The organism is bacterium (assembly GCA_035308905.1).
Lineage (GTDB): Bacteria > Sysuimicrobiota > Sysuimicrobiia > Sysuimicrobiales > Segetimicrobiaceae > DASSJF01.
The window spans coordinates 1-19870 of sequence record DATGFS010000003.1; the positions used below are offsets into that span (position 1 = coordinate 1).

Sequence of the window (19870 nt, forward strand, 5' to 3'; positions counted from 1 at the left end):
ACGCGTCCTCGATCACCAACAGATCGTGCCGCCGCGCCAGATCGAGGATCGGATCGAGGTCGGCCGGATGACCCGCCGTGTGGACCGGCATGATCGCGCGGGTGCGCGGCGTGATCGCGGCGGCCGCCGACGCCGGGTCCATGTTGTACGTATCCGGATCGACGTCGACCGGGACCGGCTTCGCGCCGACGAGCGATACGCAGTGGGCCACGCTGACGAACGTGTTGGCCGGAATGATCACCTCGTCGCCCGGTCCGACGCCCTGCGCGAGCCACGCCAGGTGCATCGCCGCGGTCCCGTTGGCCACGTTCGCCACGTGGAGGCGGGGCTCGCCGGGCGCCGCGAGAAACGCGCCGAACTCTTCCTCGAGCGCCTTCCCTTCCGACGCCTCAAAGGGGGACGTGCGGATGTAATGCCCGGAATCCAGCACCCGGCACGCGGCGTCTTTCATTTCCTGGTCGACGACGGGCCGGAAGGCGACGGTGCGGGTGGCCATGCAAGCCTCCTGTGATCGCTCGTACGGTGATGTCAAGAGGGTTCAGGTGGTCTACACCGAAGTCCTGCGTACTTTGAAACGTCGTTCCGCGCATCGCCATTTCGGGCCTCGGTTTCACACACCAGTTCCACAAGCGGCTCACCGGCGGCGACTGTCAAGGAAGGTGTAACAGTGACCGGCACGTCCTGGTTCTGCATTCGCACGGAGTCGCGGCGTCTGCCGTCGTACGACATTCGCGTCGAGCGGAAGATCCTCGAAGCGAAGGGTGCCCGCGTCGAATCGATCGACATGGACGACCCGGAGGCGTTCGACCGGGCCGCGCCGCTCGTCGACGCGGTGCTCCACTCCCGCGGGGTCCTCGACGCGGCGCGCATCGACCGGCTCAGCCGCTGCCGGATCATCGCCCACTACGGCACCGGCGTCGACCGGGTCGACGTGGCCGCGGCCACCGCGCGCGGCATCTGGGTGACGAACGGACCGCGCTACGCCGTCGACGAAGTCTCGTCCCACGCGATCGCGCTGCTGCTGGCCGTCGCCCGGAAGATCGTCGCCGCCGACCGGGCCGTCCGCGCCGGCGCCTGGCACATCAAGCCGATCGTGCCGCTCCACCGCATCGCGGGGCGGACGCTCGGGCTGCTCGGCTTCGGCAATATCGCCCGGGCCACGGGCCGCAAAGGCCGGGCGCTCGGACTGGAGGTCATCGCGTACGATCCGTACCTCGACGCGTCCGTGTTCCGCGACGAAGGCGTCCGGGCCGTTGACCTGCGCGCCTGTCTCGCCGAAGCCGACATGCTCTCGATCCACCTGCCGCTCACGGAAGAGACGCGGGGCATCATCTCGCGGGAGGCGCTCGGCTTGATGAAACCCGGCGCCGTGCTGGTGAACACGTCGCGCGGCCCCGTCGTCGACGAGGCCGCCCTCGTCGAGGCGCTGCGGTCGGGCCGTCTGGCCGGCGCCGGTCTCGACGTGTTCGAGCAGGAGCCGCTGCGAACGGATCACCCGCTGCTCACGCTCCCCAACGTGACGGTGTCCGGGCACATCGGCTTCTATTCGGAGGAATCGATCCAGCAGGCGCAGAGCGACGCGGCCGAGCAGGTGGTCGAAGCGATGGAAGGCCGTCCGCCCGCGTTTCTCGTCAACCGCCAGGTGCTCGAGCGGCCGGCCCGCTGACCGCCGGGACCTCAGAGGAGGGAAGATCGTGGCCAAGGATCGCGTGTTGTGCATCAGCGCCCATGCCGCCGACTTCTGCGTGCGCGCGGGCGGAACGCTCGCCCGCTACGCCGCGTCCGGCTCCGACGTGCGGGTGGTCGTCGTCAGCCCGGGAGCGCGCGGCGAGTCGAACGAGTTCTGGAAGGCCCGTCAAGGCAAGACGACGGAAGACGAGGTCGCGGAGGTCCGCCGGGGGGAGGCGCGCGCGGCCGCGGAGATTCTCGGCGTCGAGCTCGTCTTCTACGACTACCGCGACCAGCCGCTCACGTTCGACTACGAGCGGCTGATGCGGCTCGTCCGGGAGATCCGGACATTCCGGCCGCGGGTCATCATCACGCACCCCGCGAAGGAGCCGTACAACCCGGACCACACCACGACGTATGAGGCGACGATGGAAGCCGCCTACTACACGAGTCTCGCCGGCGTGGAGCCGGACCTGCCGGTGCTGGCCCCGACGCAGATCTTCGCCTGCGAGCCGACGCAGCCGCTCACGGAAATGACCGGGTTCGTCCCCGATCACTTCATCGACATCACGGATGTGATGGACGCGAAGATGCGCGCCACCGCGGAATTCCGCGCGCAGCCGTACCACGTCGAGCGCTACCGCACCCGCTCGCAGCAGCGCGGCACGCAGGCCGCCTACGTGGCCGGCGATCCCGGCATCAAGTTCGCCGAGGCGTTCCAGCGGCTGACGCCGTGGCAGGGACGGCTGTTCCCGTAGCGGGCGCCTAGCGAGTCGATACGCGTCCGCGGCCGCGCGCCCGCGGCACGAGGCGCCGCCCCGTCAGGCGGCGCGGCCCTCCTTGAAGAACGCGATCACCGTGTCCGCCACGCGCGCCAGCATCTCGCCGGTCATGTGCGGGCCGACCGGCAGCGACATGTTCTCGCGGCACAGCCGTTCGGCGATCGGGAACTGCCCCTCGCGCGTGCCGTACCGCGCCTGCACCGGCTCGAGCAGGTGGAGCGGCCGCGGATAGTGCACGCCCACGCCGATCTCTCGTTCGCGCAGGAACTCCACCATCTCGTCGCGCTTCGGCGTCCAGATCGCGTAGTGCAGGTAGGACGGGTTGGCCCACGGCCTGGCCGGAGGCAGCCGGACCGGCAGCCCCGCGTCGCCGAACCGCTTCGTGTAGTACGCGGCCGCGTTCCGGCGGTGCTCCGTGAACGTCGGGAGCAGGCGCAGCTGCAACCGGCCCAGCGCCGCGGCCATCTCCGACAGGTGCATGTTGTAGCCGATCCAGCGCTGGTCGTACCAGGTCGCGTCCGTGCGCCGGATGAAGCTGACCTTCTCGTCCCGCAGCCGGCCCTGATCGCGCAGACTCGAGGCGCTCTCCGCGAGACGGCGGTCGTTGGTCACGACGGCGCCGCCGGTGCTGAACACCGTGATCATCTTGCCCGAGAAGCTGAAGAACCCCGCGTCGCCGAGCCCGCCCGCCGGGCGGCCCTTGTACTCGGCGCCGAGCGCGTGGGCGGCGTCCTCGAGCACGAACACCTCCCGCGCCCCGGCCGCGGCGACGATCGGATCCATGTCGCACGGGAACCCGTACATGTGCAGCGGCACGACGGCGCGGGTCTTCGCCGTGATCGCGGCGGCGGCCGCGTCCGGTGAGATGTTGCCAGTGTCCGCCTCGACCTCGACGAACACCGGCGTCGCCCCGAGCTTGACGACCGCGGCGAGGACGCCGATGTAGGCGTTCGCGGCCATGACCACCTCGTCACCCGGCCCGATGCTGCGCGCGTCGAGCGCGAGCATCGTGACCGACGTGCCGGAGTTGGCGGTGACGCCGTAGCGCATGCCGCACAGCCGCGCCAGCTCCACCTCGAAGCCCTCGGTCTCCGGCCCGCCGAACGTCGTTCCACTTTCGAGCACCTCGAGCGCTTTGCGCCGCATCTCGTCCGTGACGACCGGCGCGCGGTACGGAATCTTCATGCCCGTCCCTCCCCGCTCCGTCCTTTTTGACGGTGCCCGCGGTAGAACTCGGCGATGCCCGCGACGACGTACTCGATCTCCGCTTCTCCGACGGCGGGATGGCACGGCAGCGAGAGAATTTCCCGGCAGGCCGCCTCGGCCGCGGGGAATTGGCCCTCACGGTAGGGCAGGCGGCCGGTGAACGCTTCGTGCCGATGCACCGGCACCGGATAGTGCACGGACGTCGTCACCCCGCCGACCCGCAGGTGGTCCATCAGCGCGTCGCGGGCGTCGAGCCGGACGACGTAATGTAAGAAGGTGTGCCCGGCGTACGGCAGCTCGACCGGGAGCCCGAGCGGGACGCCGGCATCGTCCAGCCGCCGCGTGTAGTCGTCCGCGTTGCGCCGCCGCTGCGCGTTCCACGCCGGCAGCTGGTCCAGCTGACAGGACGCGACGGCGGCGACCATCTCGGTGAGGCGGAAATTGTACCCGAGCACGTGCGTCTCGTAGCCGTCCCGGCGGCCGTGGTAGCGGCGGTCCACCAGGTCCTGCGCCAGCCGCTCGTCGGCCGCCGTCGCGGCGCCGCCGACCCCGCACGCGGAGATCCCCTTGTTGCTGAACGCGAACACCCCGACGTCGCCGAGCGCGCCGGTGGGCCGGTCCTTATACCGGCCGCCGAGGGCGTGCGCGGCGTCCTCGAGGATCCGCACGCCGCGCGGCTCGGCGAGCCGCCGCAGCGGATCCATGTCGACCGCGTGTCCGTAGCTGTGCTGCACGGCGATGGCGCGCGTGCGGGGCGAGAGCGCCGCTTCCACCTGATCTACGGCGATATTGTAGGTGCGCGGGTCGATGTCGACGAGAACCGGTGTGGCGCCGAGCTGCAGCGCGGCTTCCGGCACGCCGGCGTAAATGTTGGCCGGCATGATAACCTCGTCGCCCATCCGCACCCCGCACGCGTGCAGCCCGAGGAGCAGGCACGCGCTGCCCGACGACGCCGCGACGGCCCGGCGGGCTCCGCTCAGCGCGGCCAGCTTGGTCTCGAGCGCCTCCGTGTACGGCCCGAAGTAGTGAATCCGGCGCCGCAGCACGTCCGCCACGACACGCTGCATCTCGTCCGTCACGGGATAGGGAAACTTGTAAGGGATCTCCATCTTCGCCCGAACCTCCGGGGTCATCGCGCGCCTCTCTCAGCGTCCGGCGTGTGGCGCCGCGTCGTCCGCCGGAACAGCGGGCGGCTCGGCCGGCGGCGCCGGCGGCAAAAACCCATGGCTTACCTCGGGGTCCTCGACGGCGCCGGCCGGCACCCGCGCCAGGGCGGCGCGGTTGGCGGCCACGATCGTCGTGATCATGGCGAGGTCGTCGTCGGTCACGGCGATGCCCTGCCGCGCCAGTTCCGCGCGGATCTGGTCCGCACCGCCGTTCATGACACCGCCTCCCCAACCGCCGGGCGACGGCCGTGCCACGGCGTCGAGCGCTCGTAGGCGTGCGCGATCCGGAACAGCGTCGTCTCGTCGAAATAGCGGCCCGCGAGCTGCATGCCGATCGGCAGCCCGGCCGCGGTGAAACCGCACGGCAGCGTGAGCGCCGGGTGCCCCGACAGGTTGAAATGGCGGGTGCCCCAGCTCGTGTCGGGCGGCTCCCCGGCCTTCTGCACCTCGACGGTAAACGCCGCATGCGGCAGCGTCGGCGTTACGATGGCGTCCACCCGCTCGAGCGCCCGCGCCGCCTGCCGGGTCCAGGCCACGCGAACGCGCGTCGCCGCCTCGTACTCCCCGCTCGTGTAGCAGGCGCCCGACGCGATGCGCCGCCGGGTGCGGTCGCCGTAGTCCGCGGCGCGCTCGCGCAGCTGTCGGGCGTGCAGGCCGTAGGCCTCGGCCATGATAAGGATGCCGCCCGGTCCGGCGATGTGGCCGACGAGCGGCAGGTCGACCGGCTCGAGCCGGGCGCCCTCCCCCTCGAGGTGCCGGAGCGCCGCGCGCGCGGCGGCGTCGACCTCCGGCTCGAGCCTCTCATAGAAGTGCTGCTTGGGGACGCCGAGCACCATCCCGCGCACCCCGGCGTCCAGTCCATCGGTGAAATCCGGGACGGGCGTTCGCGCGCTGGTGGGGTCCAGCGGATCGTGGCCCGCCATCGTGTTCAACAAGAGCGCGCAGTCGGCCACCGTGCGAGCCATCGGCCCGACGTGATCCATGCTCCAGCTCAGCGGAATGAGGCCGTACCGGCTCACGCGCCCGTAGGTGGGCTTGAGCCCGACGATGCCGCAGAAGCTCGCCGGCACCCGGATCGAGCCGCCCGTGTCCGAGCCGGTGGCCGCGGGCGCCATCCCCGCCGCGAGCGCGCTGGCGGACCCGGCGCTCGACCCGCCGGTGTAGCGGCTCAGGTCCCAGGGGTTCCGCGCGATCCCGAACAGGTCCATCGTGCCGCACGCGAACTCGGTGGTGTTCGTCTTGCCGAGCATGATCATGCCGGCCTCGGCGAGGCGCCGGACGTGGGTGGCGTCGCGATCGGGCACGTGCTCGATCAGACAGCGCGAGTGCGCGGTCGTGCGGACGCCCTTGGTCAGGCTGATGTCCTTGTGCGCGATCGGCAGGCCGTGCAGCCGCGTGCGGCGGCCGCCTCCGCCGGTGATCTCCTGCTCGGCCCGGCGGGCCGCGGCCAGCGCCGCCTCGCCGCAGACGGTGATGTAGCCGGCGAGACGGCCGTTGTACCGCTCGATCCGCTCGAGCGCCGCCCGCACGATCTCCACCGGGGAGACCTTGCGGGCGTCGAGCAGGCGCCCAAGCTCCGTGAGCGAGGTGTACGCGAGATCGACGGCCATGACGCCCGCTACCGTGCCGCGGCGGCCGGTTCGCCCGCCGCGTCCAGGCGCCCGCCGTAGAACTCTGCGACCTGGTCGAGGACGTAGTCGATCCCGTCGCCCATGTCGGGGTGAGACGGCAGGGTGACGATCTCCGTCACGATGCGGTCCGTGACGGGCCGCGGCCCCGGATCCTCGCCGGTGCGCGCGACGTACGCGGGCTCGCGGTATACCGGGTGCTTGTAGTGGATGCCGGCCCCGATGCCGCGTTCTGATAGAAAGGCGATGAGGCCGTCGCGGCGCGGCACGCGGATCACGTAATGCAGCCACGCGTGCGAGGCCCACGGCATCTCCACCGGGACGGCCGCGCCGAGCCCGCGCGCCGTGAGGCCCGCGGTGTACCGGCGCGCGTTCTCGCGGCGGACGGCGTTATACCGATCGAGCCGGGACAGCGACACGCGGCCGACCGCGGCGAGCGACTCGCTCAGGGTGTGATTGAATCCCACCAGGCTGAGCCGGCTGCGGTAGGCGTGCCCGCGCTCCCAGCCGTGCCGCCGCAGCAGCGACATCCGGTGGGCCCACTCCGGCTCGGACGTGAACGCCATGCCGCCCTGCCCCGCGACCGTCACGCCTTTTCGCGCGAAGCTGGTGAAGCTCGCGTCCCCGATCGAGCCGAGCGGCCGGCCCTTGTAGCGCCCGCCGAACGCGTGCGCCAGGTCTTCGATGACGAAGATGCCGCGCCGCCGCGCGAGCTCCATGAGCGGGTCCATGTCGACCGGATGCCCGTAGAGGTGGACGGCCACGATCGCCTTCGTGCGCGGGGACAGCACCGGCTCCACCGTGCGCGCGTCCATGTTGGCGGTCGCCTCGAGCACGTCGCAGTACACCGGCTTGGCGCCGGCGTGAATCGCGCACTCCGGCCCGGACAGGTAGCCGTTGGCGGCGCACACGACCTCGTCTCCGGGGCCGATGCCCATCGCCAGCATCGCCAGGTACAGGGCCGTGGTGCCCGACGAGACCCCCACGCCCCGCGCGACGCCGAGGTAGGCCGCGGCTTCACGCTCGAGCGCCTCGACCTCCGGGCCGTCGTAGTACACGGGACCCGGCGTGGGACGCAGCATCGCGTCCCGCATCTCGGCGTCGAACGGTGTCCACAGACAGCGGTACTTCACCGGCGTCGGCGCCCCGGCTTCTATGACATCGTTGCCGGCGTTAGTTTCATGGTTGCGCGCCGCGGAGTCGGCGCGCGGTCCGGCGTCAGCCGGTCCGCCGGCGTCCGGGTCCCCGTTATTCACTGTAGAACTGCCGGATGGCCTCCGCGACGTAGCCGATATCGTTGGCGTCGAGCGTCTGGTAGCAGGGCAACGTCAGGATCGTCTGCGCGAGCCGCTCCGTGACGGGGAACGTCCCCTCCGGCGCTCCGCAGTGCGGCTGGTAGGCGTGATCGAGATGAATCGGCGTTCCGTACTCCACCATGACGTGGATGCCGCGGGATTCGAGATGGGCGCGCAGCTCGTCGCGCCGGGGCGTCTGCGCCACGAACCGCATCATCGCATGCTCCGCGTAGGGCTTCGCGGCCGGGAGGGTCAGGTCGTGGCGGAACCGGCTCAGCAGCGTGCCGTAGAGCGCGGCGTTCTCGCGCCGGCGCGCGTTCCAGCCGTCGAGATACTTGAGCTGGATGCGGCCGATCGCCGAATGGAGCTCGTTCTGCCGGTAGTTGTAGCCGACCATCTCGATCTGCTGGGCGCGGTAGATATGGTAGGCCTTGTGGCCCTCGAACCACCGGCGGCCGCGGCCGTGGTTGCACAGCATCATCGCGGTCTCCCAGACGCGGGCGTCGGAGGTCACCATCATGCCGCCCTCGCCGCCGACCGAGATGCACTTGTTCTGCACGAACGAAAAACAGCCGGCGTTGCCGAACGTCCCGAGATACCGGCCCTTGTATTTCGCGCCGGCCGCGTGGCAGACGTCCTCCATCACTTTGAGGCCGTGCTTGCGCGCGATCGCCATCAGCGGGTCCATGTCGACCGGATGCCCGTTCATGTGCACGGGCATGATCGCCTTGGTCCGCGGCGTGATCGCGGCCTCGACCTGGGCGACGTTCATGTTGTAGGTGTCCGGCTCGACGTCGACGAGCACCGGCTTGGCGCCGCAGAGGATGATCACGTCGGCGACCGAGGAGAACGTGTTCGGGACCGTGATGACCTCGTCGCCGGGGCCGACGCCGATCGCCAGCAGCGCGATGTGCATCGCCGCGGTGCCGCTCGACACGTTGACGGCATGCGGCGCGCCGATATAGGCGCAGAACTCGTCTTCGAACCGCTTGCCCTCGGACTCTTCGAGCGGGAAGCTGCGAATATACTTGCCGCTTCGCAGCACACGGGTCGCCGCGTCGATCATCTCGTCGGTCATGACGGGTTTGTAGCGGATCTCTCGGACGGGTGCCTCGCGCGCCATGATCATCCCCTCTCGCGGAAACGAGCAAGGAGATCGTTCGAGAAAAAGAGAAACAACCCCTCTACTATCTCCGTATTCGTCCCGAAAAACGAAATAGCATTTTGATAATGCGGCGACTATCCGCTAAGGGGGACGGCACAACAATGGCACGTAGGCACGACAGGTCCGATCGGAAAGACGGTCTCTCGCGGCGCGATCTGCTGCGCCTGGCCGGCGCCGGCGCCGGGTTTTCGCTCCTCGGCATGCTGAAGGACGCCCGCCCCGCGCTGGGCGCCGCGTCGTCGTCGACGCTCACCATCGGCGGCGCCGGATTCGACATCAAGACGCTGGACCCGGGCCGGGAACTCGAAAACGGCGCCAACAACATCGATCACGCGACATACGACTCGCTCGTGACGTTCGAGGGCGAGGACCTCAGGACGCCGAAGCCGTCGCTCGCCACCGGCTGGACCGTCTCGCAGGACGGCAAGACATACACCTTCAAGCTGCGCCCGAACGTCAAGTTTGCAAGCGGCAACCCGCTGACGTCGGCGGACTTCAAGTGGTCGATCGACCGCGTGCGGTACCTGAAGGGCAACGCCGCGTTTCTGCTCGAGGGCCTGGATGAGGTGCAGACGCCGGACCCCCTCACGGTCGTCATCCGGATGACGGAGCCGCATCCCGCGATCCTGCCGATTCTGTCGAGCCCGGTCCTGAGCGCCGTCGACAGCAAGCTCGTCGCGGCAAACGGAGGCGACGCGAGCCCGGACGCCAGGACCAAGGACCAGGCGGAAGCCTATCTCAACGCCCACTCCGCCGGCACGGGCGCGTTCATGCTTCAGAGCTACACGCCGAAGCAGGAGATCGTCCTCGTCAAGAACCCCAATCACTGGCGCGGCGCGCCGAGGATCGACCGCGTTGTTCTGCGCAACGTCGCCGAGCCGTCGGCGCAGGAGCTGATGATCAAGAAGGGCGACCTCGACGTGGCGACCGGCATCGGCGCCGATCAGGTCCGCAGCCTGGCGGGCGTTCCCGGCGTGACCGTCAAAACGAGCCTGGCGTCGACGCTCGTGTACGTGATGATGAACCAGAACCCGCAGGTCGGCGGGCCGTTCGCCAACCCCAAGGTCGTGCAGGCGGTCCGGGCCGCGCTCGACTATCAGGGCATGCTGGCCCTCGCCGGAAAGGGAGCGCTTCGGCAGGCCGGCATCATCCCGAACAACTTCCCGGGCGCGCTGCCGGCCGCGGAGGCGGCGAGGACGGACCGCGAGCACGCCAAGCGCCTCCTGCGCGAGGCGAACCTCGGCGAGATCAGCGGGTCGCTCACGTTCGCGAGCGACCTCGTCTTCTACGGGATCCAGGCGAACCTGATCGCCCAGAAGGTGCAGGAAGATCTCGGGGCGGTCGGCATCAAGATCAACCTGAACGGCCTGCCGTACAGCGTCGCGATCCAGCAGTACCGCGACGGCAAGAACCAGCTCGGCATCTGGCAGTGGGCCGCCGACTACCCCGACGTGAGCGACTACCTGGTCTTCGTGCCCGGCCGCACGGTGGCGAAGCGCACCGGCTGGATGCCGGACGCCAGCGCGGAGGCCCAGCAGATCACGCAGCTCGCCAAGACGACGGAAACCGAGATCAACACGGCGAAGCGGGTGGCGCTGTACCAGCGGCTCAACCGGATGATCGCCTCGTACGGCCCGTGGGCGCCGCTGTTCCAGCCGGTCACGCCGTACGCGTTCCGGTCCAACGTGCGCGGCGTCACGTTCGCGAGCGCCTGGATGGTCGACTACTACACGGTGAGCAAGACGTAGCGAAAGGCGGCGCGGGCCGGACGGCGCCGGCGAAGGCGGCGCATCCCGCCGCCTAGTCCCGCGCCAGCGGGGCGAAGACGGCGCCGTCCGGCATTTTATGACGCTCTACCGATACATCGCCCGGCGGGTGCTGCTGCTGTTCCCGATGCTGGTCGGGATCACGCTGCTCAGTTTTCTCTTGTCGCACGCGGTGCCGGCCGACCCCGTGGCGGCCAACCTCGGCGATCAGGCCGCGGCCGACCCGACGATCGTCGCGGCGTTCCGGCACCACTGGGGCCTCGACCAGCCGCTGTACCGGCAGTACCTGATCTATCTCTGGAATCTCGTCCACGGGAACATGGGCATCTCCATTTCCACGCGCCAGCCGGTGCTGCTCGATCTGCGGCAGCATCTGCCGGCGACGATCGAAATCGCGGTCGCCGCGATGCTGTTGAGCCTCGTCACCGGCATCCCGCTCGGCATGCTGGCCGCGGTCAACCGCGAGCGGCCGATCGATCAGGCCGCCCGGGTCGCGTCGCTGGTCGGCGTCTCCACACCGGTCTTCTGGCTGGGGCTCGTCGCGATCGTCGTCTTCTACGCGCACCTCGGCTGGGCGCCCGCGCCGGGACGGCTCAGCCCCACGATCACCCCGCCGCCGTTTGTGACCGGATTCGTGCTCGTCGACGCGATGCTGAGCCGCCGCTGGGACGCCGCGGCCGACTGGCTGGGACACCTGGTCCTGCCGGCCGTGGTGCTGTCGTCCTACAGCCTGGGCATCGTCACGCGGATGATGCGCGGCAGCATGCTCGAGGTGCTCGGGGAGGACTACGTCCGCACCGCCCGCGCCAAAGGCGTCACGCGCTGGGCCGTCGTCGTCAGGCACGCCGCGCGCAACGCGCTGATCCCGATCATCACGATCGTCGGCCTGAGCTTCGGCGGGCTGCTCTCCGGCGCCGTCGTGACCGAGACCGTCTTCAGCTGGCCGGGCCTCGGCCTCTACGCGTTCAGCAGCGCGACGTCGCTCGACTTCCCCGCGATCATGGGCAGCGGCATCATCGTCGCCGGGGTGTACGTCCTCGTCAACCTAGTGGTCGACGTGGCGTACGCGTTCTTCGATCCGCGGATCCGGGTCGCCTGAGCATGGACGCGGCCATTACCACGCCCGAGGCGGCGGCCGTGCCCCGGCCGGTCCGGCGGCGCCGTCTGCTGCCCCGGCAGCTCTCCGGCTCGCCGCTGGCACTCGCGGCGCTGGCGGTCGTCGCGGGATGGATCGCCGTCGCGGTCCTGGCGCCGTCGCTCGCGCCGTACCGGCCCCTCGCCCAATCCATCGCCGGCCGCCTGCAGCCGCCCGGCCCGGCGCACTGGCTCGGCACCGATCCGCTCGGGCGCGACATCCTGAGCCGCATCCTGTACGGCGCGCGGCTGTCGATCCCGGTCGGCGTGATCGCGGTCGCGCTGGCGGTCGTCCTCGGCACGATGATCGGCGGCACGGCCGGCTTCCTCGGCGGAGCCGCCGACGAGGCCATCATGCGGGGCACCGATCTCATGCTCGCCTTTCCCACCGTGATTCTCGCGCTCGTGATCACGGCCGCGCTCGGGGCCGGCATCCGCAACGCGATCATCGCCATCATGGTCGCGTGGTGGCCGTCCTACGCGCGGCTGGTGCGCGGGCTCGTGCTGGCGCTGCGGGACCGCGAGTACGTGCAGGCCGCGCGGGCGGTCGGCGGCTCGCGCCTCAGAATCTTCCTCCGGCACGTCCTGCCGGGCACCATCTCGCCGGTGGTGATCCTCAGCACGCTGGACGTCGGCCACGCGATCCTCACCTTCGCGTCGCTGAGCTTCCTCGGCCTGGGGCCGCCGCCGCAGATCCCGGAGTGGGGCTCGATGATCGCCGCCGGGCGCAACTACCTCGACCAGTGGTGGATCAGTACGTTTCCGGGGCTGGCGATTCTGACGCTGGTGCTGGCAATGAACGTGCTCGGCGACGGACTGCGCGACCTGCTCGATCCGCGCTTTCGATCGCGCTAGCGGCGAACGGGAGGCTCGATGGAGACACGGCATCTCGACACGACCGGACTGCGGCTCGGCATCGAAGTCGGCGGTACCTTCACCGACTGGGTGCTGTCCCGCGGGGACCAGATCGAAGCGACGGGCAAGGTGATGTCGACCCCGTCCGACCCCGAGCGCGCGGTGCTGGCGGCGGTGTCGGAGTGCGGCGTCGCGCCGCCGGAGATCGCCGCGTTGATTCACGGCTCGACGGTCGTCACGAACGCCGTCCTCGAGCACAAGGGCGCGCGCACGTGCCTGGTGACGACCAGAGGCTTCCGCGACGTGCTGCTGATCCAGCGGCAGGCGAAGACGCGGCTCTTCGACCTCTTCTACCGCCAACCGGAGCCGCTCGTGTCGCGCGACCACATCGTCGAGGTCGACGAGCGCATGGCGCCGGACGGCAGCGTGCGCCGGCCGCTCGCCGGCTTCGGCTTCGTCGACGAGGTCCGGCGCCTGGCCGCCGCGGAGGGCATCCAGTCGATCGCGATCTGCCTGCTGCACGCGTACGCCAACCCCGCCCACGAGGTGGCGGTCGAGGACGCGCTCGCGGCGGCGCTGCCCGGCCTCGCGATCACCCGCTCGTCCGACGTGCTGCCGCAGTTCCGCGAGTACGAGCGCACCAGCACCTGCGTGATCAGCGCCTACGCCAAGCCGGTCGTCGACCGCTATCTGTCGCGGCTCGAAGAGGGCCTGCGGGCGCGGGCGTTCCGCGGGCCCGTGACCATCGTCCAGGCGAACGGCGGCACGATCCCCGCGCACGCGATCCGCCGGCACGCCGCGAAGATGATCCTGTCCGGACCGGCCGCGGGCGTGGTCGGGGCGACCACCGCCGCGGTCGAGGCGGGGTTTCCCAACGCGATCACGTTCGACATGGGCGGCACCAGCACCGACGTGTGCCTGGTCACCGACGGCCGTCCCGGCGTGACCCGCGAGTACAGGATCGCCGGCCTGCCGCTCAACGTGCCGATGATCGACATCGCGACCGTCGGCGCGGGCGGCGGCAGCATCGCGGACGTCGACCGCGGCGGCATTCTCAAGGTCGGACCGGAAAGCGCCGGGGCCGATCCGGGGCCCGCCGCGTACGGGAAGGGCGGCACCGCGTTCACCGTCACGGACGCCAACGTGCTGGCCGGCCGCATCCGGCCCGAGGCGTTCTTCGGCGGCCGGCTGCGCCTCGACGCCGCGGCGGCCGAGGCGGCGCTCGGATCGCTCGCCGACCGCGTCGGCCTCGAGCGGCGCGAGACCCTCGACGGCGTGCTGCGGCTGGTCAACGTGACGATGGCGCAGGCGGTGCGGCTCGTCTCGATCGAGCGCGGCTACGATCCGCGCGACTACACGATCGTGGCCTACGGTGGCTCCGGCCCGCTCCACGCCGCGGCCGTCGCGGCCGATCTCGGGATCGCGCGCGTCCTGGTCCCGGTCAACCCCGGCCTCGTCTCGGCCTACGGCCTCCTGATCGCCGACACCCGGCAGGACTTCTCGATGACCCGGGTCACGCCGGCCGGCCGCGTCGCCGACGGCGACGTGGCCGCGGTGTTCGCGGACCTCGAGCGCCAGGCGCGCCGCGAGTTCGAGGCCTACGAGCGGCCGTGGCGCGACGTGCGCTGCCGCCGCGAGATCGACATGCGCTACGCCGGCCAGGCGTACGAGATCAGCGTGCCGGCCGGCGGCCTGGCGGTGCCGGCGGCGGTCGAGGCGTTTCACGAAGCGCACCGCGCCCGGTACGGGCACGCGGTGCGCGACCAGGACGTCGAAGTGGTCGGGTACCGCCTCGTCGCGGTGGCGCCGTCGCCGCTGCGGGGCATCCGTCCCGCGCCGGCAGACCGCCTGTCATCACAGCCCGGCGGGCGGGGCGCCGCCGCGCCGCGCGCCGCCGGCTACCACGCCCGGCATGAGATCGACGCCGGCGCGCGGCTCGCCGGCCCGTGCGTCGTCGAGGAGCCGACGGCGACGACGTACGTGCCCGAGGGATGGTCCGCCCGCGCGGACCGGTTCGGCAACCTGGTGCTGGAGGCCGGCGAATGAATCCCGTCACCCTCTCCGTCATCGGCCACGCCTTCGCGGCGACCGCGGAGGAAATGGGCGTCAACCTCTACCGCTCCGCGCATTCGACCATCGTCCGCGAGGTGCGCGACATCGCGACGGCGATCCTCGACCCCCGCGGCAACACCGTCGCGATCGCGAACTACATCCCGCAGCTGCTGAACGCGATCGACCCGGCCGCCGCGGCGATCGCCGAGCAGTACGCGTTCGCCGAGCTGGCCGACGGCGAGGCCTTCGTCCTCAACGATCCCTTCCACGGCGGCCAGCACATCAACGACGTGCTGCTGTTCACGCCGATCCGCCTCGACGGACGGCTGCTCGGCGTCACCTGCGCGAACGTCCACCACCTCGACCTCGGCGGCGGCGCCGCGGCCAGCAACGCGCGCGCGACTGACGTCTTCCAGGAAGGCATCGTCTTCCCGCCGATGCGCATCCCGCTGGACGCCGGCTGGCGGACGTCGCCGTTCGGCAAGTTCCTCGGCGCGAACGTGCGCGCCCCGCGCACGGTGCTGGCGGACTTCGACGCCCAGATCGCCGCCTGCCGCACCGGGGAGGCGCGGGTGCGGGCGCTCGCCCGCAAGTACGGAGCGGACGCGATCGCGGAGTTCATGACGGACGTCCAGGACTACGGGGAGCGCATCTCCCGCCAGGCGATCGGCGCGATTCCGGACGGCGAGTACCGCGGCGAGGCGTTCATGGAGGACGACGGGACGGGCGCCGGCCCGTTCTACGTCCGCGTGGCGGTCCGCATCGCCGGCAGCGAGATGACGATCGACTTCGCCGGCACCGACGGACAGGCCAAGGGCTTCATCAACGTGCCGTGGGGGTCGACGCTCTCGAGCGTGCGCACCACGGTCGTGGCCATCCTCGGCGTCACGCACATGCTCGTCAACGCCGGCAGCATGCGGCCGGTGCACGTCACGGCGCCGCTCGGCTCGCTCGTCAATCCGCGCTGGCCGGCCGCGACGCGGGCGCGCACCAGCGCCTGCTACAAGATCTTCGACGCGATCAACATGGCGCTCGCGCCGGTGCTGCCGAAGCAGGTCACGGCACCGGGCTTCGACGCGCAGACCGGGATCACGTTCGGCCAGCGCGCGGGAGGCCACACCCGCATTCTCTCGGAGGTGCTCGGCGCGGGGAACGGCGCGCTGTGGTGCCAGGACGGCGCCGACGGCATGATCATGCACCTCACCAACGGCCACAACACGCCCGTCGAGTCGGTGGAGATCGAGTTCCCGTTCCTCGAGGTGCTGCGGTACCGCCTCGTCCCGGACTCAGGCGGCGACGGCGAGTACCGCGGCGGACTCGGGATGGAGCGCGCCTACCGGATCCTCGCGGACGACGTCACCTTCGGATTGCACTCCGACCGCCACCGTCACGGCGCGCCGGGCCTCTTCGGGGGCGGGACCGGGGCCCCCGGGGCCTGCGTGCTCGTTCGCGACGGGACGGCGCGCGTGCTCGGGTCCAAGGTGCACGAAGCGCTGCGCGCGGGGGATCGCCTGGTCGTGCGGGCGGGCGGCGGCGGCGGCTACGGACCGGCGGAGCGCCGCCCCGCGGAGCGTCTGGACAAGGACACGCGGGAGGGCCGGCAGACGCGGGGCGGAGCCGTCCCGGATCCGACGGAAGGGCTCTAAGCGCCGCCGGCCGCGGACGAGGTCCGCGCGCCGAAGTAGCCGATCACCGCGTCCGCCACGTAGGCGAGGTGTTCGTCCGTCATGTGCGGGCCGCACGGCAGCGACAGCGTCTCGCGGCAGAGCCGCTCGGCCACGGGAAACTGTCCCGGACGCGTCCCGTACTGCTCCATCATCGGACGCGCCAGGTGCAGCGGCGTCGGATAGAGCGCAATGGCCTCGATCCCGCGCGCGGCCAGCGCCTCCCGCAGGGCCTCCCGCTCCGGACTCCAGACGGCGTAATGCAGGTACGATGGCGCGGCCCACGGCCGCGACGGCGGGAGCCGCAGCGGGAGCGCGGCGTCCTGGAAGCGCGCCGTGTAGTACGCGGCCGCCCGGCGCCGGTGCGCGACGAACGCGGGCAGCGCCCGGAGATCCAGCCGCGCCAGCGCGGCGCACAGCTCGGTCATGTGCATGTTGTAGCCGACCCAGCGCTGGTCGTACCACGTCGTGTCCGTCCGGCGGACGAAGCTGATCCGCTCGTCACGCACGCGCCCCTGGTCCCGCAGGCTGGCGAGCCCTTCCGCGAGGTCCCGGTCGTCCGTCACCGCGCCGCCTCCGGGGCCGAACGCGCTGATCATCTTCCCGGAGAAGCTGAAGAACCCCATGTCGCCGATGCCGCCGGCGCGACGGCCCTTGTACTCTGCGCCGAGCGCGTGCGCCGCGTCCTCGATCACGAAGAGCCCGTGCCGGCGCGCCGTCTCCATGATCGGATCCATGTCGCACGGAAAGCCGTAATCGTGGATCGCGACGACCGCGCGGGTGCGCGGCGTCACCGCGGCCGCGACGGCGTCGGGCAGGATGTTCGACGTCTCGGCGTCCACCTCGGCGAACACCGGCGTGGCGCCGCGCTTCACGACCGCCGCGAGCACCCCCACGTAGCCGTTGGCCGGGAGGATGACCTCGTCGCCGGAACCGATGCCCTTCGCGTCGAGGGCGAGCAGGCAGACGGACGTGCCGGAGTTCGCGGTCACGCCGTAGCGGCGCCCGCACCAGGCGGCCAGCTCGGCTTCAAACCGCTCGGTCTCTTCCCCGCCGTACGTCTTGCCGGTCTCGAGGACCTCGAGCGCCTTCTGCCGCTGCTCGGGCGTCGGGGTCATCTTGCGGTTTGGAATGTGCATGCGCGCACCACCGGTGAATGAGAGTCGGGACGTCATACGGCTTCGATGAGCGCGGCGCGGGTCCTATAGCGGCGCGGTCGGTCCGCGGCGCAGCCACCGGCCGCGGCCGCGCGCGGCGGTGACCCCGGTCCGGTCCAGCACGATCTCCCCGCGGCTGATCGTATAGACCGGCCATCCGCGGACGGCGCGGCCGTCGTACACGGAATACCCGGCGCGGGAGTGCATCGACGTGCCATCCACCGTCCGGGACGCCTCGGGGTCCCAGATCACCACGTCGGCATCCGACCCGACCGCGATCGTCCCCTTCCGTGGATAGAGCCCGAAGAGCTTCGCCACGTTCGTGCTGGTCAGCTCGACGAACCGGCCGAGCGAGATCCGGCCGGCGCGGACGCCCTCGGAAAAGAGCATGGGCATCAGCGTCTCGAGGTCGGCGACGCCGTTCCGCACCGTCGCCACGGTGAGCGACGGATCGAGCTTCTGCCGCAGCGTCCACGGAGCGTGGTCGGTGCAAACGCTCTGGATCTCGCCGCCGGCGAGGCCGGCCCAGATCGCCGCCACGTCGGCCGCCTCGCGAAGCGGCGGGGCGCCGGTGTACTTCGGGCCGTCCGGCTCCGCGAAGCGCTCCCGGGTCAAGTACAGATAGAGCGGCCGCGTCTCGACGTACACGCGGAGCCCGTCCGCGCGCGCGGCGCGGCAGCGGCCGAGCGCCGCGGCCGACGACAGGTGCACCACGTAGATCGGCGCGCCGGTGGCCTGCGCGAGCGCGATCGCCCGCTCGGTGGCGACGGACTCCGTGTAGACCGGGCGGCTCTCCGGGTAGTGCGCGAGGCCGTCGCGGCCCTCTTCGGCGAGGCGCGCCTTGAGAAACCGCTGCAGCCCGCCGTCCTCGCAGTGCATCAGTGTGATCAGGCCGGTGTCCGCCGCCGCGCGCATCGCGCGAAGATACCCGTCGATCTCGGCGTCGAAATTGTCGCGGCTCATGAAGAGCTTCAGGCTCGTGTGCCCCTGCGCCGCCAGCCCGGCGACCTCGTCGACGGCGCCCGCCGTCGGGTCGGTCAGGACGGGATGCAGGATGAAGTCGACGGCCGCGTCGCGCGCGGCCGCCTCGAGATCGCGCGCGAGCGCGTCCCGCAGACGCTCGCCCGCCCACTGGAACGTCATGTTGCCGATCGTGGTGATGCCGCCCGCGATGGCGGCCTGCGATCCGGTGAAGAAGTCGTCGACCCACAACTCGCGGCCGGGCTCCGGCCGCGCGGCCTGGCTCAGATGGACGTGGACATCCACCCCGCCCGGGAACACGTAAAGCCCCGCCGCGTCGATTTCCGTGCGCCCGCGCATCTCGCCGCCGAGCTGCGCGATCTTCCCGCCCCGCACGCCGACGTCGGCCGCTCCGTGCGCGGCGGCGGTGACGACCGTCCCGCCGCGGATTACGAGGTCACATTCCACGGGGCGCCCGGGAGGGCTAGTTGAGGTAGCGGGCCGGGTCCACCGGCACGCCGTTCCGCCGCACCTCGAAGAACAGATGCGGTCCGGTGCTCCAGCCGGAATTGCCGATGCGCCCGATCTCCTGGCCGCGCGCGACCGTTTGGCCGGGGCTCACGAGCGCGAGCGAGAGGTGCGAGTACGTCGTCTCGAGTCCGCCGCCGTGATCCAACACGATAATCCGCCCGTAGCCGGATTCCCATCCGACGAAGCGGACGAGACCGGCCCGCGCGGCGGTGACGGGCGAGCCATACCGCGTCGCGATGTCCAGGCCTGTGTGAAACTCGGGCCTCCCGAAGAGGGGGTGGATGCGCCAGCCGAAGCGCGACGTGATGACGCCCCCCGACGGCCGCAGCAGGACAAGAGGCAGAGTCGCGCCCGCGACAGGCGGCGCCGCGGCGGCCGTCACGCCCGCGGGCCCCGGCTCCGGCGGCACATCGCCGGTATCGTCCCTCCTCGGTGACAATTCGGCGTCGCCGGCGTGGATGGCCCGGGGCCGGTTGAGCGGCAGGGCCAGGTCTCCGGACAGACCGAGCGCCGCCGCGAACTGCAGCACGCCGGGCGCCGGCGCTCTCAGGATGGCCGGCGGTGCGTTGCCGGTGATAATCGCGGCAGGGGCCGCCGGGCGATCGCCGGCCGCCGGCCCGCGCTCCCCGCGCCCGTAGCCGCCGGTCGCCGCCGCGATCCCGATTCCCAACACGCCGCATGCGGCGGCGATAGACACGGTACGCCGCATGTTGACAGCCCTACGCCTCCTTGAGGTCGCCATGGATCCTCCCGTGCGTACTTCGCGAGTGGGCGGGGTCGAAACAACAGACAGTCGTGGGTTGGGCGGGCGCCGGCTCGGGACTTGGTTCACGGTGACGCG

Annotated in this window: 17 protein-coding genes; 7 read left to right on the plus strand and 10 right to left on the minus strand. The window is 71.2% G+C overall.

Annotation, left to right across the window (positions count from 1 at the left end; translation table 11 throughout):
- A partial coding sequence (locus VKT83_00310; protein ID HLY20889.1) for an aminotransferase class I/II-fold pyridoxal phosphate-dependent enzyme occupies positions 1-496 on the minus strand: 496 nt, incomplete at its 3' end.
- 171 nt (positions 497-667) lie between these two features.
- On the opposite strand from VKT83_00310, the gene VKT83_00315 reads away from it, so the two are divergent.
- Together VKT83_00315 and VKT83_00320 are read left to right on the plus strand one after the other, a co-directional pair.
- On the plus strand, positions 668-1666 hold the full coding sequence (locus tag VKT83_00315) for a C-terminal binding protein (protein HLY20890.1): 999 nt from the start codon (positions 668-670) through the stop codon (positions 1664-1666).
- Positions 1667-1694: 28 nt separating this feature from the next.
- Positions 1695-2426, plus strand: a complete 732-nt coding sequence (locus VKT83_00320) for a PIG-L deacetylase family protein (GenBank protein ID HLY20891.1) — start codon at positions 1695-1697, stop codon at positions 2424-2426.
- Between the two features lie 63 nt (positions 2427-2489).
- On the opposite strand, the gene VKT83_00325 is transcribed toward VKT83_00320, so the two are convergent.
- The 6 genes from VKT83_00325 to VKT83_00350 all read right to left on the minus strand — a co-directional run bounded on the left by VKT83_00325 (position 2490) and on the right by VKT83_00350 (position 8868).
- Positions 2490-3635, minus strand: coding sequence for a DegT/DnrJ/EryC1/StrS family aminotransferase (locus VKT83_00325; protein ID HLY20892.1), 1146 nt, complete (start codon positions 3633-3635; stop codon positions 2490-2492).
- Complete coding sequence (locus tag VKT83_00330) at positions 3632-4789, minus strand: DegT/DnrJ/EryC1/StrS family aminotransferase (GenBank protein ID HLY20893.1); 1158 nt, start codon at positions 4787-4789, stop codon at positions 3632-3634. Before VKT83_00330 ends, VKT83_00325 begins: the two co-directional genes overlap by 4 nt.
- A gap of 12 nt (positions 4790-4801) precedes the next feature.
- Positions 4802-5038, minus strand: a complete 237-nt coding sequence (locus tag VKT83_00335) for a hypothetical protein (protein ID HLY20894.1) — start codon at positions 5036-5038, stop codon at positions 4802-4804.
- A complete protein-coding gene (locus VKT83_00340; protein HLY20895.1) occupies positions 5035-6432 on the minus strand; it encodes an amidase in 1398 nt (465 codons plus the stop codon). The genes VKT83_00335 and VKT83_00340 overlap by 4 nt, the downstream gene beginning before the upstream one ends.
- An 8-nt stretch (positions 6433-6440) precedes the next feature.
- Complete coding sequence (locus VKT83_00345) at positions 6441-7583, minus strand: DegT/DnrJ/EryC1/StrS family aminotransferase (protein ID HLY20896.1); 1143 nt, start codon at positions 7581-7583, stop codon at positions 6441-6443.
- Positions 7584-7698: 115 nt separating this feature from the next.
- On the minus strand, positions 7699-8868 hold the full coding sequence (locus tag VKT83_00350) for a DegT/DnrJ/EryC1/StrS family aminotransferase (protein ID HLY20897.1): 1170 nt from the start codon (positions 8866-8868) through the stop codon (positions 7699-7701).
- 143 nt (positions 8869-9011) lie between these two features.
- Between VKT83_00350 and VKT83_00355 the strand changes: the two genes are divergently transcribed.
- The 5 genes from VKT83_00355 (at position 9012) to VKT83_00375 (ending at position 16363) form a co-directional block, all read left to right on the plus strand.
- The gene (locus VKT83_00355; GenBank protein HLY20898.1) at positions 9012-10658 is read left to right on the plus strand and encodes an ABC transporter substrate-binding protein; all 1647 of its coding nucleotides are present in this window, start codon (positions 9012-9014) and stop codon (positions 10656-10658) included.
- A gap of 97 nt (positions 10659-10755) precedes the next feature.
- Positions 10756-11775, plus strand: coding sequence for an ABC transporter permease (locus tag VKT83_00360; GenBank protein HLY20899.1), 1020 nt, complete (start codon positions 10756-10758; stop codon positions 11773-11775).
- A 2-nt stretch (positions 11776-11777) separates the two neighbouring features.
- A complete protein-coding gene (locus VKT83_00365) occupies positions 11778-12665 on the plus strand; it encodes an ABC transporter permease (protein ID HLY20900.1) in 888 nt (295 codons plus the stop codon).
- An 18-nt stretch (positions 12666-12683) separates the two neighbouring features.
- A complete protein-coding gene (locus tag VKT83_00370) occupies positions 12684-14711 on the plus strand; it encodes a hydantoinase/oxoprolinase family protein (protein ID HLY20901.1) in 2028 nt (675 codons plus the stop codon).
- Positions 14708-16363, plus strand: a complete 1656-nt coding sequence (locus VKT83_00375; GenBank protein HLY20902.1) for a hydantoinase B/oxoprolinase family protein — start codon at positions 14708-14710, stop codon at positions 16361-16363. Before VKT83_00370 ends, VKT83_00375 begins: the two co-directional genes overlap by 4 nt.
- On the opposite strand, the gene VKT83_00380 is transcribed toward VKT83_00375, so the two are convergent.
- The 3 genes from VKT83_00380 to VKT83_00390 form a co-directional block, all read right to left on the minus strand.
- A complete protein-coding gene (locus VKT83_00380; GenBank protein HLY20903.1) occupies positions 16360-17520 on the minus strand; it encodes a DegT/DnrJ/EryC1/StrS family aminotransferase in 1161 nt (386 codons plus the stop codon). The two genes, VKT83_00375 and VKT83_00380, sit on opposite strands and share 4 nt — an antisense overlap.
- A 63-nt stretch (positions 17521-17583) precedes the next feature.
- Positions 17584-18966 carry a dihydropyrimidinase gene (gene hydA / locus VKT83_00385; GenBank protein HLY20904.1) on the minus strand — a complete coding sequence of 461 codons (1383 nt, stop codon included), beginning with the start codon at positions 18964-18966 and terminating at the stop codon, positions 17584-17586.
- 16 nt (positions 18967-18982) lie between these two features.
- Entirely contained in the window at positions 18983-19738 is a 756-nt protein-coding gene (locus VKT83_00390; GenBank protein HLY20905.1) for a M23 family metallopeptidase, read from the minus strand.
- Positions 19739-19870 lie beyond the last annotated feature (132 nt).

Coding starts and splice junctions, on each gene's coding strand:
- VKT83_00335 (HLY20894.1), bottom strand. CDS start 5,038: ATGAACGGCGGTGCGGACCAGATCCGCGCGGAACTGGCGCGGCAGGGC.
- VKT83_00330 (HLY20893.1), bottom strand. CDS start 4,789: ATGACCCCGGAGGTTCGGGCGAAGATGGAGATCCCTTACAAGTTTCCC.
- VKT83_00390 (HLY20905.1), bottom strand. CDS start 19,738: ATGCGGCGTACCGTGTCTATCGCCGCCGCATGCGGCGTGTTGGGAATC.
- VKT83_00375 (HLY20902.1), top strand. CDS start 14,708: ATGAATCCCGTCACCCTCTCCGTCATCGGCCACGCCTTCGCGGCGACC.
- VKT83_00350 (HLY20897.1), bottom strand. CDS start 8,868: ATGGCGCGCGAGGCACCCGTCCGAGAGATCCGCTACAAACCCGTCATG.
- VKT83_00380 (HLY20903.1), bottom strand. CDS start 17,520: ATGCACATTCCAAACCGCAAGATGACCCCGACGCCCGAGCAGCGGCAG.
- VKT83_00325 (HLY20892.1), bottom strand. CDS start 3,635: ATGAAGATTCCGTACCGCGCGCCGGTCGTCACGGACGAGATGCGGCGC.
- VKT83_00360 (HLY20899.1), top strand. CDS start 10,756: ATGACGCTCTACCGATACATCGCCCGGCGGGTGCTGCTGCTGTTCCCG.
- VKT83_00355 (HLY20898.1), top strand. CDS start 9,012: ATGGCACGTAGGCACGACAGGTCCGATCGGAAAGACGGTCTCTCGCGG.
- VKT83_00365 (HLY20900.1), top strand. CDS start 11,778: ATGGACGCGGCCATTACCACGCCCGAGGCGGCGGCCGTGCCCCGGCCG.
- VKT83_00370 (HLY20901.1), top strand. CDS start 12,684: ATGGAGACACGGCATCTCGACACGACCGGACTGCGGCTCGGCATCGAA.
- VKT83_00340 (HLY20895.1), bottom strand. CDS start 6,432: ATGGCCGTCGATCTCGCGTACACCTCGCTCACGGAGCTTGGGCGCCTG.